The organism is Mycetocola tolaasinivorans (assembly GCF_003667565.1).
Taxonomy (GTDB): domain Bacteria; phylum Actinomycetota; class Actinomycetes; order Actinomycetales; family Microbacteriaceae; genus Mycetocola; species Mycetocola tolaasinivorans.
Genome location: NZ_RCUX01000002.1, coordinates 236,470 through 253,010, shown reverse-complemented (window position 1 = coordinate 253,010; position 16,541 = coordinate 236,470). Strand labels below are relative to the sequence as shown.

Annotated in this window: 13 protein-coding genes; 3 read left to right on the top strand and 10 right to left on the bottom strand. The window is 56.2% G+C overall.

The genetic code is table 11. The features are described 5' to 3' along the window. Positions 1–226 precede the first annotated feature (226 nt). Positions 227–1,048: a hypothetical protein gene (locus tag D9V32_RS03040; protein WP_121647422.1), complete on the top strand. Its 822-nt coding sequence runs from the start codon at positions 227–229 to the stop codon at positions 1,046–1,048. Positions 1,049–1,433: 385 nt separating this feature from the next. Here D9V32_RS03040 and D9V32_RS03035 read toward each other — a convergent pair whose 3' ends face one another. Next, positions 1,434–2,762, bottom strand: a complete 1,329-nt coding sequence (locus D9V32_RS03035) for a UDP-glucose dehydrogenase family protein (protein ID WP_121647421.1) — start codon at positions 2,760–2,762, stop codon at positions 1,434–1,436. Between the two features lie 349 nt (positions 2,763–3,111). On the opposite strand from D9V32_RS03035, the gene D9V32_RS03030 reads away from it, so the two are divergent. After that, positions 3,112–3,978 (top strand): glycosyltransferase family 2 protein, encoded by an 867-nt coding sequence (locus D9V32_RS03030; RefSeq protein WP_183086154.1) that lies wholly within the window; start codon positions 3,112–3,114, stop codon positions 3,976–3,978. Positions 3,979–3,988: 10 nt separating this feature from the next. On the opposite strand, the gene D9V32_RS03025 is transcribed toward D9V32_RS03030, so the two are convergent. The 9 genes from D9V32_RS03025 to D9V32_RS02995 form a co-directional block, all read right to left on the bottom strand. After that, positions 3,989–4,996, bottom strand: a complete 1,008-nt coding sequence (locus tag D9V32_RS03025; RefSeq protein WP_121647419.1) for a glycosyltransferase family 2 protein — start codon at positions 4,994–4,996, stop codon at positions 3,989–3,991. After that, positions 4,996–6,111 carry a glycosyltransferase family 4 protein gene (locus D9V32_RS03020; protein ID WP_147440378.1) on the bottom strand — a complete coding sequence of 372 codons (1,116 nt, stop codon included), beginning with the start codon at positions 6,109–6,111 and terminating at the stop codon, positions 4,996–4,998. Before D9V32_RS03020 ends, D9V32_RS03025 begins: the two co-directional genes overlap by 1 nt. 150 nt (positions 6,112–6,261) lie before the next feature. Then, on the bottom strand, positions 6,262–6,849 hold the full coding sequence (locus D9V32_RS03015; RefSeq protein WP_183086153.1) for a polysaccharide pyruvyl transferase family protein: 588 nt from the start codon (positions 6,847–6,849) through the stop codon (positions 6,262–6,264). A gap of 270 nt (positions 6,850–7,119) precedes the next feature. Continuing rightward, complete coding sequence (locus D9V32_RS03010; RefSeq protein ID WP_121647416.1) at positions 7,120–8,583, bottom strand: lipopolysaccharide biosynthesis protein; 1,464 nt, start codon at positions 8,581–8,583, stop codon at positions 7,120–7,122. Next, positions 8,576–9,604 carry a glycosyltransferase family protein gene (locus D9V32_RS16010; RefSeq protein ID WP_147440377.1) on the bottom strand — a complete coding sequence of 343 codons (1,029 nt, stop codon included), beginning with the start codon at positions 9,602–9,604 and terminating at the stop codon, positions 8,576–8,578. The genes D9V32_RS03010 and D9V32_RS16010 overlap by 8 nt, the downstream gene beginning before the upstream one ends. Further along, positions 9,601–10,956 (bottom strand): O-antigen ligase family protein, encoded by a 1,356-nt coding sequence (locus tag D9V32_RS03005; protein ID WP_121647415.1) that lies wholly within the window; start codon positions 10,954–10,956, stop codon positions 9,601–9,603. Before D9V32_RS03005 ends, D9V32_RS16010 begins: the two co-directional genes overlap by 4 nt. A gap of 205 nt (positions 10,957–11,161) precedes the next feature. Next, entirely contained in the window at positions 11,162–12,181 is a 1,020-nt protein-coding gene (locus D9V32_RS16005) for a hypothetical protein (RefSeq protein ID WP_147440376.1), read from the bottom strand. 121 nt (positions 12,182–12,302) lie between these two features. Beyond that, positions 12,303–13,439: a glycosyltransferase gene (locus D9V32_RS03000; RefSeq protein ID WP_121647414.1), complete on the bottom strand. Its 1,137-nt coding sequence runs from the start codon at positions 13,437–13,439 to the stop codon at positions 12,303–12,305. A 23-nt stretch (positions 13,440–13,462) separates the two neighbouring features. Then, positions 13,463–14,860 carry a sugar transferase gene (locus D9V32_RS02995; RefSeq protein WP_245981977.1) on the bottom strand — a complete coding sequence of 466 codons (1,398 nt, stop codon included), beginning with the start codon at positions 14,858–14,860 and terminating at the stop codon, positions 13,463–13,465. Between the two features lie 363 nt (positions 14,861–15,223). On the opposite strand from D9V32_RS02995, the gene D9V32_RS02990 reads away from it, so the two are divergent. Beyond that, the gene (locus D9V32_RS02990) at positions 15,224–16,459 is read left to right on the top strand and encodes an ROK family transcriptional regulator (protein WP_121647412.1); all 1,236 of its coding nucleotides are present in this window, start codon (positions 15,224–15,226) and stop codon (positions 16,457–16,459) included. The last annotated feature ends 82 nt before the right edge of the window (positions 16,460–16,541 follow it).

Genomic DNA, 16,541 nt, shown 5'->3' with positions numbered 1-16,541 from the left:
CCCCTTAGTGTGGGTTGACGCTTCTCGCGCTGTAGCCGTGCTCGCGGTTCTGATGCTCCACTTTCAGATGTGGATTATTGAACCGTATGACACCGACCCCGGCATGGTCACGCAGGCCTGGGCGGCCTTGAGTAGCTTCATGGAGCCCATCCGGATGCCGTTGCTCTTTCTGGAATCGGGGATTCTCGCGTCTTCGGCACTGTGAAAGCGTCCGCTGCGTGTGGGCATGCACCGCGTCGTGAGCTCGGTGTATCTCGTGATCGTCTGGACAACGCTGTATTTCGTTATCCGGCTCCTCATCGGGCAGCCCCTTCCCGGGGCGGCGGTTGATGTCTCGCAGTACATCAGGAACCTCTACACCCCCAACTCGGTACTGTGGTTTGTATACGTTCTCGGGGCGTGGAACTTCCTGGTCATTCTTCTTCGGCGTGCGCCCCGCTGGGTCGGTTTTTCGGTCTTTGCCGTGGCACTGCCGCTGCTCTTAGAAGCGGGTATCGGCCTGCCCAACCGAATCATCATTTATGGGACATTCTTCGCCGCCGGCGTCTATTTTAAGGACTGGTTCCTGGCGTTCTTCACCGACCGTGTCGGGCTCAAGGCCGTTCTTCTCCCGGTGTTCGCGGTGGCCGCAGGGTTCCTCGCCGTCGCGACCGAGAGCATTCCGGTTCTCTCGTTTTACACCTGGACCCTTCAGCACTTCCTCGCCGCGATGGCGACCATCGCACTGGTATCCATTGCCTGCCGCTGGAGTTTGTTCGCGCGGGTCTTTGGTTGGCTCGGACAGCGTACCCTGCAGATGTTTATCCTCCATCAGCCGGTCGCGTGGCTCGTGATGACGATTCCTGTGCTACAGACGATCCTCATGGCCGATGTGATTCGCTGGATTTGGCCGGTCACGGGGATGATTTTCCTCGCCGCCGTCTCGCTGGGGGCGTATGCATTGCTCTCGCGTACACCGTTGAAGTATCTCTTCCGTCTGCCGAAATTCCCGCCGGCGAAGAGTGTCGCCGTACCGGTGCCCGCTCGAGAGCAATCATCGATCGCGTAGCCGTGCAGGCTTAGGGCCTTCCTGATTTAGCCCTCACGGCGGGTGGCATATTCCGCGGCGGCGCGGCCTTTCCAACGCTCCACGACAGTTTCACGGAGTGCAGTACGTATATGCAGGCCCTAACGTCTTACCCCGACCCGATTGGCTGGCGACCCTCCCGAATAACACTGTGCTATCACTGTGCGGTCTTCCTGCAGATACGCGCCGCTTTCGGATGCCCGAGATATCGCTCTAGTTCGCGCAAAACCGATTGTCGGAGACCTTATTACGTTCGAGCACGTGTACATTCAAAACGAACCTTGAACGCCAAAAGCACAATGGGCGACTCCCTCATTTACTGAGTGAGCCGCCCATTTTCGCGTTTCGCGGTGCCGATCGTCCCTAGCTAGTGACCAGTCGCTTCGTGACGGTAGCGGCCCATCCCGCGATAGTCCCATCCCGCAGCTAACCAGCGCTGGGCGTCAAGAACATTGCGACCGTCGATTATTTTCGCTGCAGAAACTAGCGGGGACAGCGCGCTAGGATCAATCTGCACAAAGGACTTCCACTCTGTGAGGAGAATGACGAGATCAGCGTTCGCTACCGTTGATTCAACAGAATCGGCATACTCCACCGTAGTGAGTACCCGTCGAGCGTTTTCAATCGCCTCAGGGTCGGTAGCGACGACCGATGCCCCATCTTCTGAAAGCAGACGGGCGATAGACAACGCAGGAGAATCCCGGATATCGTCACTCTCGGGCTTGAAGGAGAGACCGAGAAGCGAAATACGCTTTCCCGCAACGCTGCCACCCAGCATCTCTGCTGCCAGGGATACCACGTGCGCCCTTCTCCGGAGATTTACTTCATCAACTTCTTTGAGGAACGCGACCGAGTCCCCCACTCCAATTTCATCCGCGTGCGCCATAAGTGCACGAATGTCCTTGGGCAGACAGCCACCGCCGAAACCAACTCCAGCGTTGAGGAAACGGCGCCCAATTCGTGCATCTAGTCCGATCGCATCGGCCAGTTCAGTTACGTCGGCTCCCGTCGCCTCCGCGATTTCAGCCATCGAGTTGATGAAAGAGATCTTGGTTGCAAGAAAGGCATTCGCGGAAACCTTGACCAACTCAGCAGTCTCTAGTTCAGTAACAAGCACCGGTGCGCCCTCAGCGATGGGAGTAGCGTAGACCGCGTCAAGAACTTGCTTTAGTTCATCGCGGTTACCGTCATCGGCAAGCCCGTAGACGATTCGGTCAGGATGCATGCTGTCATTCACTGCAAAGCCTTCGCGAAGGAACTCGGGGTTCCAGGCCAAACGCGCGTCGGTTGGCGCGATAAGCTCCGCAATCCGACGCGCGGTTCCCACTGGAACGGTTGATTTTCCAACCACAAGGTCGCCGGGCTTGAGGTGAGGCATCAGCGCTTCGACTGCAGCGAAGACATAGGTTAGATCAGCTGCGTTTGAGCCGGCTTTCTGGGGCGTTCCGACGGCGATAAAGTGGACGGTGGCATTCTTTGCTTCGGAGATCTCACTACTAAACGCGAGGCGGCCAGCCGCAAATCCTTCGGTCAGGGCTTCGGGCAAACCAGGTTCGAAGAAGGGTGCTCGGGACTGGCTGAGATCAGCAATTTTCCGCTCGTCGACGTCGATGCCGACCACTTCATGTCCCATGACCGCAAGTGCAGCAGCGTGCACCGCGCCCAGATATCCACAGCCAATTACTGAAATCTGCATCTCGTTTTCCTTGCTCGTTCGGTTCGTGCCAAGTTCGTTTGGGATCGCCCGCAATAGGTTGCCATAAATTGCACTCACACGCGTGTCTGTCCATCGGACAGCCCACCGGTACCGATTGTGCGTTCTCGCATTCCCCTTTATGGCATATAGCTTTAGATTCTAGTGTGAGCTGCCGCAGACCCAATAATCCTTGTCCGCGAAAGAATCATTCCGGGCGTCGATTCGGCGATTCCGTCTGGCATGATTATTCCTGAGCCCCACTTTCCTGACCGCCCATGCGTGGCTTTGGCCACGCAACACATCAAACTAGAAGTGTGATCGATTGACCCCGCCTGCCCCAATGCCCAACGTGGCCGACGTTACGTGCGTAATCCCAACTCATGATCGTGACGTCTCCTTGAAACGAGCCGTTGAATCCGTATTAGGGCAGACACAACAGCCAAAACGCATCGTCGTCGTCGACGATTTAGGCGCTGATTCAACTCGTGCCCTTGTGGAAAGCTATGCCGCAGTAGTTTATATCGATGGCAGCCAGATTGACGAGAAGTCCGCAGGTTCATCAAGAAATCTGGGTGCACGGAATCTATCTACCAAATGGATAGCTTTCCTCGATGACGACGACGAGTGGGCACCAACCTTTCTCGAAGAGCTCTTCAAAGCTGCTGAGCGACGCCCCGCAATCAGCCTTCTCGTCTCCTGGTCAGATTTGAGCTACGAAAATGGTCGTCTTGTACCTGCTTCACGCATGGCTGAAGGTCACACGCAACGTGATGTTGTAGCTAAAAACCCTGGCTTTACGGGAAGTAACTTCTTGATACGTGCCAGCACTTTTCGCGAACTAGGAGGTTTTGACGGATCGCTTTGGGTCGCAAACGATCTTGATTTCATAACTAGATATCTCGGCTCGAAAAACGTCTACGGTGTAGTCCAGGAGTCCCTCGTTCTCATCGGAGTCGGTGATGGTCAGGAACACCTTACTTCGCGAAGCAGACGCCATGCTGAAGGTATCAAGCGCTATCTTTCAAAGCACCGAGGAAAGGCAAACTTCATACAGCGTCGACCGCTTTTACGTCGCTATCATCTTGCGAGCAGGTACCCGGGCCAATCTCGCACGCGAGCAATGGGACATTTCGCATTGCAACTATTTTATTCTTCCCCGAAAGACATCCTCGTCGTGATTGAACGACGACTACGTGGTGATTCCGAAGTCTACTGAACCACCCAGTCTAGACCCGAGCTCGCTTCGACACTCGGTAAAGAATTCGGTAGGCGGCTGGTGCGTGGTTTAGCAAATAGGCGAGAAAAGCAAGTTTTCTCTCTTTAGCGCTCCAAAAATAGCCTGGAGCGCTCTGGTCCTGAGCGTCTCGAGCCTTCGCTTTAACCTGAGAAAAAGCAGGTTCGTTAATGACTGAGCTCGTTAAGTTTGCGATCGGGATCAGAGCGTTTCGATAAAGAAAACGAGTTTGCTCGGAAACGCTGAGCGCCGAACTGGCATGGCTATCTATGCCCTGTAGGCAGAGAAGCGTGTTATCCAACAGGTCGCCGATCCGCGGAGAAACTGAGGAGGTAATTGCTTCCTCTCGAAAAAGGTAGCGATAAAGCGCCTCATTGATGAACTCCACCCGGCGTGCTTTCACCAGGAGAGCACCCATTACCGCGACATCCTCATAGGTGCTTCCGACGGGGAAGACTATTCCCTCGTAAAGGCTACTGCGAACGAGTTTATTCACAGTAAACGCGTCAAAGCGTCCAGCAATCATCTCGCCAAGGGCTTCGCTCCCGCTCCAAGATTGGTCAGCGTCGTAATCTCTCATGCGCACTTGTGATGCAGAGCCATCCGGACGAGATCGGACGACGTTAGTAGCCACGATATCGACGTCGATGGTCATACGCTGCAGCATCTTCTCTAGCATCGTTGGATCCACTGTGTCGTCAGAATCGACAAACCAGATGAAATCTGTACTGGATTCGGCGATTGCGGTGTTCCTTACAGCTGCCAGCCCACGGTTTTCTTGATGCCGAACGAGGCGGTAAGCAGGTCGTGAAGGAGCTCTCTGTAGATAATTCTCTGCAACGGCTACAGATCCGTCTGGTGAGCAATCATCGATCAAGAGCAGGCTAATCTCAGCCATCCCCCAGGCCGTTTGCTGTAGCACGGAGTCCAGGGTCTCTTCAACCAGGTTCGCAACGTTATATAGCGGAATGGCGATGCTGACGGAGGATGAAATCGGCATTATCTCTTCTTACTTCCGGGAGCTGGCGCAAGGGGAGAAACAATTCGATGAATGTCATTTGCAAACCGCTGCGGGTCGAAGAGTCGCTTATACCGTTCGCGCCCCTCAACACCCATACGCTGGAGTGTCTCAACATCTAGTGTCTCCAGAATGGTTGCCAATTCCTGCGGGCTATCAAGGTTGAAGAACGCACCGGTCACGCCATCTTCGATAATTTCAGAAAGGCCGCCCTTATTGATACTTGCAAGCGCGGCGCGCCCAAAGGCGTTAGCTTCAATTGCAATCGTGGGCAGCGGATCCGGGTTGCGGCTAGGAACGATTATCGCGTGTGCCTGTGTCAATGCCTCTCGGATATCAGAGACCTCGCCGATTACCTTTACGGAATCAGGCCTACGCAGTCGTCTGATGCGTTCATGTACGTCGTACACCTCGCCGCTTGGTGGAGGTCCGCCAAGCACGTGAAGCTCAACATCCCGGCGCTCTACTAGATCCCACGCATCAAACAGCTCACCATATCCTTTGCCAGGGGTCCAGCGGCTCGCTACTGCGACCACCAGGGGAGTTTGAACGTTGTTCTCGGGCAACACGTCGATGTTGAAACCGTTGTACACGATATGAGTTTTGTTCTGCAGAGCCTTGCTCAGTGGACGGGTGATCGCCTTGCTCACTGCGATAATCTCTGACGGGCCCCCAATAAGTGGTTGTATTACTCGACGCGCAGTTCCGTCAACATACTCATGCAAATGCATTACCGCAGGCACGCGCTGGATTCTGCACATGTGAATTACAGATGCGAGAGCCGACGTATTCACATATACCGCGTCGGGCTTTCGTTGGCGCAAGCGCCGGAATGTCGTGAGGTATCGACGGACGAGGGTTGGGAATGCGCGAGGCGTCATGAGTGCACGACGAAAAACTGGCAGATTGATGTCGAAGTTCGTAATACCGAGTGCGTCCAGCTCCTTCGAGAGCAACCGATCCGGATATGCCACGTCCGTCGGCAACCAGACTTCGATCTTCCAGTCATTCATCAGCGCCCGGATGCTTTCCAACAACACTCGGTCCGAACCATAAAGCTCATTCGATGGATGCACCATCAGAAGTGTGGGTTTCATCACAGCAAAAATCTCCTTGTCAACCCGCACTCCATTGGTTAGCGGGGAAGTAAATTGGCGGTGTGCGCCCGGTGACAACTACTTATTTGAGCCAGGTATATCCACACCTAATACGACATTACAAGGTCTTCGAGACCTAAACTTCGTTTCTCAGTTCCAAAGATCCGAAGGAAAAGCATCACGGAGCGGTGCCGGGTCCCACGCCAACGACGGATGCCCTCCCATCGCGCGCGCTTCGTCAATGGAGGCCGCGAAATCCTGTGATTCACGCCCTGACCCGAGAAAATAGTCTTGGTACTTGAACTCGGGTTCGTGCGCCGAAGAAATGAGGCGAGCGGGAATGCCCAGTGACTCTGCAATAACAATCCCGTGCAGTGATGAACCGGTCACAAACTCGCTCTGTGCGATTCGTTTCAGTACATCCTTGAGCGGCGCAACCGGCGAAAATACATTGCTTTCTCCCTTGTAAGCCGGAAAGTCATTCAGATTCGGAATGATTGTTTCAGGGAACTGTTTCTTATTTGCCCACTCCCGTAACTGAGGCATAAGCTCCGGTAGTAACAGAGCAGGGTCGCCATAAACCTCAGGTACGAAAATCCCGCGTTCTTGGAGCCTTTCTCGCGTGCGAGGGCCGCGTACTGCCCTCACATCAAGGTCTTCGAACGCTAAATGTGCCGCATCGATCTTGTCGTTAATACCTGTACCCCAGATGGTATCCCCAGTGCGGGCGAAATGCATGATTGAGCCAACGCTGACCAGACGCCGTCCTACCGACGCCGATCTGCCTGCAGGAGCGAGCGCCCGCGATATGAGAGGGCCGAGTAGGTCCCCGAAATTATTGATTCTTGCAGCCACCGGAACTCGCCGTAGGCCAGGGATCTCAATCCGTCTCCGTCTCGGGTTCCAATGCACGAGTTCTACACCCTCGTAAGAGCTTCTATCCACGTGTGTTTTTCGCTTTCGATCTAAAAAGTGGCGTCGCATTATTGGACGTGGCGGTTGCCATAACTAGCTGTTGGGTGCTTTGCGTTCGGCAAGTATTTCTCGAACCTGGAACAACCGCCGGCGCGAAATGGGGTTGGCCAACAACGCTGTTGCAAGAATGGCAAAAAACACTACCGAGCTCAATATAAAGTTCCAAACACCGCCATTGCCTACAATCTCTCGGAAGTACCAGGACGCTCCACCTGTAACAGCCATAGTCGCAACTACCATAAGGCCGTTACCCAGCATTGCTCGAACGGGCGCAAACGTAATCCGGCTAATCCAAACGAGCCCCATGAGCCACAGGACGCAACTCGAGACAACGTAGGCAACGGCCACGCCTTGGATTCCCCAGATTAGCCCGATGACGATACCAATGATTACCAGCGGTCTCGTTACGAGCGCAAAGTACATATTCTGCTTTGACTTGCCCTGGGAGAAGAACACCCAGTAGGTCGCAAAATGCGCGGCCTGAAATACACCCGCCACTGCCAAGATTTGAAAAAGCGGGACGACTTTGCCCCATTGTGGGCCAAGAGCGAATGGAACGAGCACATCGGCGAATGTAGCTACATAAATCAGTACTGTCGAGACCGTTGTTACCAGAAGGAACTGCCCCTGAACCAGGAATCGTCCAAACTTTTCGCGATCATCCTTCAAGCGAGAAAGTATGGGGAGCGCGACCCGGGTTGCAGGAGTATTCAGTTGTTCCAACGGCAGCATCAAAAGCTGGAAGGCTCGATCATAGATGCCGAGTTGTTCAGCGCCGTATCTACGCCCGACAAGAAGCGAATCTACGCTTCGGCTGGCGAAATTAAGAAGTTGAGTCGCAAAGAGGTACCCGCCAAAGCTCACTAGGCTCCGCACTGAGGCGTCGCGCTTCCATCCGCGAGGTAACCAACCAGAGAATGCAACGCTGAGAATGAGATAGACAATTGTTTGTGTCATCTGCTGCGCGACAAGAGCCCATACGCCAGCACCCGCAATTGCGAAGCCAATTCCCGCAATCAACCCAAGACTGATCGAGGCTACGGCAACAATCGCAAGCTGCGTGAACTTGAAAGCGCGCGCGAGATTCGCACTGAATTGAGTGGCAAGGCCGTTGAGCAGGAACGATAAGCTGAGGACTTGCGTGATTGGGACAAGCTGTGGCTCATGATAAAGATCAGCAATCAGCCACGAGGCACCGAACATTACGAGGGTAAGCACGGCTCCCATCATCGTATTGATCCAGAACAATTTGTCCCGCTGTGCATCGCTGATAATTTTGGCCTGGATGGTGGCCCCAGAAAGCCCGAGGTCTCGAAACACCTCGCCAAACCCTAGAATCACGGCGACCATCGCAAGCAGCCCAAAATCCGAGGGCGGGAGCAGCCTGGCCATGATGATGATGCCAGCAAATTGCACGATAACTCGCGCGATCTGTCCAAGCATCGTGACCGAGGCACCACGGAGCGCTGTATAGCCAAGAGTCTTTTCTTTAGGCATCTTGTTTACCTCGGGTCAGCGCGATTGCCTGACGATAGACCGCCTCGTGTGCATCGCCCGCCTGTTCCCAATCACGCCGTGAAAGATCTGGCTGAGAGACAACGGTCGGGAAATCGCGAAGGTTTGTCAAGGTATTCAGAATGTCAATGCTTGACAGTTCGCCATCGTACATAAATACCCAGCCCGGACCGACTTCGTCGGATAGCGCCTGATTCGCGGGGGTATTAGGGACAAGAATGGGCACGTCTAGTGACAGGCTCAACAGGGCAGCACCGGAGTTGAACATTTCCGAGTACGGAAGCACCACGAGGCCAGTTTGCGCAAGCTCTTCAACGAGTCTGGCATCGTCGACATAGGTCAGTTCTGTGTGGACTCGATCGTTACCTGCACGTGCTCGTTCGATCTCGCTCGCAAGGTCGGTAGATGAAGGCTTACCGAGAATTCGTAACTCTAGATCGCCGTTGTTAATCTTGTTGAATTCGCGAATTAGGGATGGGACATTTTTGTATTCACGAATAAAGCCGAAATAAGAGACAACCCCAAGTCGCTCTGCGGCGCGCGGTACTCGCAAATTCCGAAACCAATCACGATAGTGTCCGTGGAGAATCTGGACATGGGTTGTGTCCTGATATTCGGAAACCACGGGGTTGATTTCAACCCAAACGACAGTTTGCCGATCTAACCGGCGTAATAGAAACCGCTCGAGTGGATTTCCAGCCTCGTGAGGTTCCACATTGTGTCGAGTTCTCACGACAGGAATTTTTTGGAGTTTCAACCTCACCAGCATCATTGAGAACAGGATCGGCGTTAATGCCCGACGAACACACCCCGGTTGGCGGAGCAGCTCTTCGGGCCAATGAATGTGCAGCGCGTCAACGGGACCTGTCAACGCTCTACGCCACGAAAAGGGCTGCAAGTTTACGCTCTCGGACGTGTTCTGCCAGAGTAAAGATACATATGGGTTGGATTCGCTCTGGTCCGGATAAACCGACTGCAGAATCTGGATGGTGGGACGGATCATTTTGCATCCCTACCAAGTCCCAGCCTCAACTGGGGAATGTTCACGCCATTTAAGAGTCCGTCAAAACGTTTGGATACCTTGCGCTCCCATCTATCTCGGCTGAGCTGACCGATGAAGAAGCCAGAGATAAGGAACCACAAATAGAGTTCTGAGTTGGAAAGGAGAGCCCATCCAGTAAAGCCAATTGAAAGTACAACGGGAAGTAGCGCGAGGTATGCACGTGCCATGGTTTCCTGATTACCACCGACACGGCGCATTCTGAACGCAATAATGAAACTCCAAATGAGAGGCCCAAAGAATAAGATCGCTCCTATGATCCCGGTTTCTACCGCCATATGAAGGAAAATATTATGCACCGGCCATCCTTGGCTGGTTAGTTTGTCATACGGTCCAACCGCGTCCAAATAATTGTTCAAACCCACGCCAAACCATGGAGTGCGTCCGATCTGAGCAAGCGCAACTTCGATGAAGTGATCGCGTTCGCCAAGTGAGCCTTGCTCAAGCATTCTCACAATTACTGAGGTTGTCACCGCAGCGCCTGCGATTACTGCAGCAACTATCGCGAAGATCCTTATACGACCACTCAAGCGCGGGCGATTAAACCAGAACCACACCGCGAGCATGCCCACATAGGCAATGAGATTGGCGCGGCCACCCGAAAGTACAAGTGGAATGAGGGTTGCGGCTAACGTTACCGAAGCGACACCGGTTCGAACGCGGGAAGCGCTTCGCAGGAAGGGCAAGACGAGCACTGACAAAAACACAAGTGCTTTTCCCAAGTTGGCTGGGTGCTCGAAGGTGCCGTTTGTACGAGTGCCCATTAACTTAGCAATTCGTCCGTCCATTGGAAAGATCGAAACTCCCGCAAACTGCAACAGGACAACAATCACTTCAATGGCAACCACCGCAGCAACAAGAAATAGTAAGAACCCGGCAGTTCGAGATTCGAAACTGATCGATTTGCCGCCAACTATTCCGAGCGCAAATGCAGCGATTGCGACAATGACGAGAAACACTCCGGACCACTGTGCCGTTGTGCCGCCCCAAATGAACATCACCGCAAACAACGAATACACCACGAACGGAAGTGCCATCCAGGGCACTGGAAATCTTCTAAATACAAGCGAATAGGCAAGTAAGGCGACAATGATCAGGAGCGAAGCTGCAGTGAGCTCCACTCCTGAGTGCGCAATTCCAATGTGGCTCTGGCTAGCACCTTTAATCAGGGTAATTGTGAAACTTGAAAACAAAAGACTTACCAAAATTGCGGCAATAGTAGTGCGGTTGATTCCCTGCCAGAGAATGAGACATAGGCCCACCACCGCGGCAATCAAAAGCTTAGTTGTATCCATTGGTCCCTTGAAACCCCATCTGAGGGACTAAACACCCCCGCGATTAAACCTCTCGGTCCTCCGCTATCCAATGTCGATGCCACCGGTTTTCAGCAGCAAAACAACCGTGAAATCCGAACCTTGCTATCTTAGCCTGTTCGGATCATGATGCCTCTGAAGCTATCGACTAATCGCTTCGACGGCTGGTCCTTACCCTACGGCTTCCTTAGAGCTGTGCTCGTTCAAGAGCTGCGTCCAACACATCGTCATGCGCCAGCGTCACGTCGCCAGCTGGTGGCCGTGTGCGGTCGTATTTCCAGCCGGTATTTATCCCGCGGAAATGCCGATAAGAGATATCTTCATCGAGTTCAATGTCGCGAATACTGTGAACTTCCAACACAGCGTCCTCGGGCAGGGCTGAGGGACGATAGCTCCACTTAGTCGCACAGGGTTTTGATCCCGACTCAACGAAGAGGTACTTCCGGTACGGATTTTCGGCACTGCCATCAGACTCAACAGCACTCATCCAGCGCCCTCCGTATACCGCTGCTGCTTTCCCTGAACGTTCGAGGTGATCTCCCATTGACAGGCCAGAGCTCACAATAACGAGCTCATCAATATCGGCGTTAATCACGCTCCTGGCATGGCGAAAGTACTTTCTCCGGGCATGTTCGAAGCTCGCGAACTGCTGAAAGTCTGAATCCCATTTTGCATGAGGGCCGCCACCAGGACCTCGCTTAAACGGCCATTCGACAACAACAAGCAGCTCAAGTCCGGGGACACTCGCAGCTTCTGCTAGTTCCGCGGCCGAGTATGCAGTCGTGTTGTTGTTGTAAATAACGATCCCTGTCACCTCATGAGCGTTTACATAGTACTTAGCCCAATACTTGATCCACTCAAGATCGTTATTCTTTTGCATCGTCGCGATAACATTACGGCCTCTAAACATCTCGGTAAGGGAGCTCTCGAAAGGACCGGCAAGATCGGGCTCACCATTTACAAGACGATCACGAATCTCATCGCTATCCGGAATCCTTAGAGAGTACGCTTTTCTACGATCGATATACTTACTGCCCTTGGATTTGACCTGGGTCAGGAATCGACGCCGCATGTTCAAAAGGGGCGGGCCCACAAGCTCAAGGTTTCCTTCGGCTTGGAACACATCGTAAGCAACTGTTGTGAAATCAAACTCGTCAAGGTACGTCTCCTGCCGGAATCGAGCAGGTCGCGGCGGCTTGCGTTTCATCTTCGAAGATTCACTCGTAGTAAGAGGATTCGGCCGATCGTGCACAACCTCAGTCATCGTTCATGTCTCCTTCGGGTGATCAGATTAGTTTGGGTCTCTGGCTAAACACGGTGAAAGCCGTTCACACGAGCTGTGCTAGCTCCGTTAGATTTTCTTCATATGCGATGCACACCTTCTGCCAGGTATATACCTCACGACTTCTTTGGAGTGCACGCATTGCGTGCTCTGTCTGAAGGGCTGAGTCTGCGAGCAGACTCTCGCAGGCGTCGACGATGGCCCGCGGATTTGGTTCCGTCAGGATGGCCCCCTCGCCCAGCACCTCGCGGTTGTACACCGTATCGCGAGCCACGGTGGGTGCACCGCACGCCATGGCCTGCACGAGGGCGGGGTTCGTACCGCCCACGCTGTGGCCGTGGAAGTACACACCCGCGTGCTGCCACAGGGCGTGCAGCTTGCGATCATCACTCACGTGCCCGAGCCACTGCACACGAGGAAGGCGAGCGGCGAGGTCCGCGGCTCGGTCGTCAAGCTCGCCTCCATATCCGCTGGAGCCCACGATCACGACATCGTGTGTCTGCCCCAGGGTTTCCACGGCGTCAAAGAACTCACCCACGGTGTTTTCCGGTACGAAGCGGGCCACCACGAGGACGTATCCGCGGCGGGTAAGCCCCTCGGGCACTGGAAGGATCTCCGTCGGCTCATCGCCTCCATAGGGAATGAACACCCCATCTACGCCAAAATCACGCTGCCAACGCGCGGCGATCGCCTCCGCGTCGTACACCATGCGGTTACCCCAGCGAGCAGTGAGCTTCGCGCCAACGCGGAACGTGAACTTCGCCAACCGCCCCCACTTCTGGCGGTCCCACTCAATTCCGTCCACGTTCACCAGCGTCTTGATGCCGCGCATCTTCAGCAGGGGCAGCCAGAAACCATTCGCCACGTTCATGACCAGTGCCACGTCCGGCTTATGCCGCGCAGCATGCCAGCAGGCCGTCAGCCCATAGGTGAGCGTGCTCAGAGACTTCTTCTCGATTCCACCGGTAACCACCGTGTGGACGCGCGGATCCCGGCCCGGATCATCATCACGCGTTGCCCCGTCGCGTCCATAAACGGTCACATCCCAACCCTCGTCAACGAGATGGGGAGCGATACGCCGCACCGCGGTTTCAAAACCGCCATAGTAGCTCGGGTACCCGCGCGTGCCAATAATGACAACTGACTTTGGCGAGGAGGTCACTGATTCACTTCGATTCTGCATAGATTGTCAAACGATTTGCGGTACTAGTACGCACCGCTACTGCCCACGACCGCCCGCGCGGTACGCCACAGAATGATGAAGTCACCCGTCATCGACCAGTTCTCCACGTAGTAGAGGTCAAGTCGCAGGCTGTCTTCCCAGGAAAGATCGCTACGCCCGCTGACCTGCCAGAGGCCGGTCATACCCGGTTTCACCAGGAAGCGGCGGTGCGCGGCATCCTCGTACTGGTCAACCTCGCTGCGCAGCGGAGGCCTCGGCCCCACGAGCGACATATCTCCGCGGAACACATTGATCAGCTGCGGCAGCTCATCGATGCTGAACCGGCGCAGGAACGCCCCGAGCCTGGTAATGCGCGGGTCGCTCTTCATCTTGAAGAGCACACCGTTGCCCTCCGAACTCTTTTGCAGGGCATCCAGGCGGTCTTCGGCATCCACGACCATCGACCGGAACTTCACCATGTAGAAGTCCTTGCCGTTCAGGCCGACCCGCTTCTGCCGGAAGAACACCGGCCCCGCCGAGTCGCGCTTAATGAGGAACGCAAGCACCAGGAAGAGCGGAGAGAGCAGAATCAGGCCGAAACCCGACCCGAGGATATCCAGGGCACGCTTTGAGGAGTACTTACGACCCTCGAACTCCGGAATATCGACGTTGATCAGTGGCAACCCGGCAACCGGACGAGCGCGGATCCGCGGGCCCGCGATATCGGTCAGCGCGGGGGCCACCACCAGGTGAATCCCGCGGTGTTCGAGGTCCCATCCGAGCTGACGGAGCCCCTCCGGAGTCATCCGATCCGAGCCCGTGTACACCACGGTCTCGATCGCCTCCTCATCCAGTACCTGCGAAATATTCGACAGTCCGCCCCGCACCGGCACGCCCGGCAGCAAATCATCAACGAGCACGCTGTCCGAGGTGATCGCGGCAACCGGGAGCAGCCCCGAGCTCGGGGTGCGCAGTATCTCGTTGCCCACGTGCGCGGTCTGCACCCGCTCACCGATGAGCAGGGTGCGGTTGAAGTACCAGCCGCTCTTGCGCTTATGCCCCACCCACACGCGCCAGATCCAGCGGGTGCCCAGCAAGAAGATCAGGCCCACCGGCAGCGCCAGGAGGAAGTATCCCCGGCCGAGCTCGACCTTGCCCAGATAGCAAATAATGGCCAGCAGCCCAAAGACCCGCAGCGTCGCATCCACGACCTGCTTGTATTCCAGGGTTCCGGTGCCAATAATCGACGCGCGCCGCGTCGCAAACAGCGAGAGTGCATAGAGCCAGCCCACCACCAGGACCGCCGAAAACGCGGTGTACGAGACGCTGAATCCCACAAACTGGGGATCAGTATCGATCGACAGATGCTCAGACTCGGTGCCGAAGCGAAGCCACTGGCTCCCAAAGACCGCCGCAAAAACACTGAGGGTGTCAGAAACCATGAGACGACGACGATATACCTGCTCCCACCGACGGGCGGGTGAACGAGTAGACCATGCGGGCATGTATTCAGATCCTTGGGGGGGGGGAAGTGTGCGGGACATAAAAATCGCCGCGCCGGGGGAAAACGCACGGGTGCACCGGAAAATTCGACGCACCCAGACTCAACTGTAATCAATAACGCCAGGTCTGGGAAAACACCCGAAGTGTGTTTGCTACAAAATACGCAATATGTACCCATTATTGGGGTCATTCGCCATCAATTTTCGCCACTTTGGTTGACAACGGCGGGGCACGCGGGCAAAGTGCGCGCGAACGCTTCGGACGTCTGGCACGATGGATCCAACCCGAAGGGAACACTCCCCATGACGCCTCCCCGCACCGCCGCCAACGCCGACAGCATGCGCCGTCAAAACCTCGCCGCGGTCCTGGAGATCATCCACCACCGGCGCACCCTCTCACGCACCGAGATTACGCGGGCCTCCGGACTCAGCCGCTCCGCGGTCAAGGGGCTCGTGGACGAGCTCGCGAGCCTCGGACTGTGCTTCGAGAGCGAGCCGCTGGCAAACAACCGTTCCGGCCGCCCCTCCCCCATGGTGCAACCGAATCCGAACGTCCTGAGCGTCGCCGTCATCCGCGATGCCAGCGGAATCACCGTCGCGTTCACCAGCCTCGGCGCGCGCATCGTCCTGCGCCGCGTCGTCCCGCTCCCCCGCGATGTCTCGGCCCGAGACACCGCCGAAATCGTAGCCCGCACCATCGCCGAATCTCGCGACGAGCTTCCGACCGGCGCGGTGCTGGTGGGCATCGGCGTCGCCACCCCCGGGTTTGTGACCGGTGACAACCACGAGTTCGTCAGCGCATCATCGCTCGGATGGGATTCCGAACCCTTCGCCCAGTACCTCACCGAGGCCACGGGCATTCCCGCGGAAACCCGCTATGACGGGCATCTCGGCGTCGTCGCCGAAAGCATCTGGGGTGCCGGCCGCGGGCGCAGCAACGTGGTCTACTTCTACGGCGGCCCCGGGGGCATCGGTACCGCGGTGATGGTGGGCGGCCGGCTCCTCCGCGGAAACACCGGTGTGGCCGCATCCTTTGCCCACGCCACCGTAAACCCCGGTGGCGGGCGCTGCTGGTGCGGCGCGCGGGGTTGCTTCCAGGTGGAGGTGACCCAGTACGACACCCTGCGCGCGCTCGGCGAGATCGGCGCGCTCCCCGAACTGCCGCCCGAAGCCGCCGAGGATCGCTCGCCGCGCACCGTCTACGCGCCCCCGCACGACGATGACCCGGTGCTCCCCGCACCGCCGTTTTCCCCCCACGAGCGCATCGCCAGCCAGCTCGCCCTCACCGGTGCCGCCCTCCGATCGGCGGTCATCGCCTATGATCCCGAGCTGATCCTGTTCGGCGGCTTCTTCAGCCACCTGCTCGCCTACGGGGCCGACACCCTCGCCGAATACTGCGTGATCAGCAGCTTCGACACCATGCGCCAGCAGGTTGAGCTGGGCACCCCCGAGCTCGGGCCCGATCTCCTCCTCTTTGGCGCGGCCGATCTCGGTTTTCGTCAGCTCCTCGCCGACCCGCTCAGCATCGTCGCCGCCTAGGCAAACCCGGCAACCCGGCGCACGGCACAGACGTCGGCGGCCGCTCCCAAGGGAGCGGCCGCCGACGTCTGTGTATCCTCGC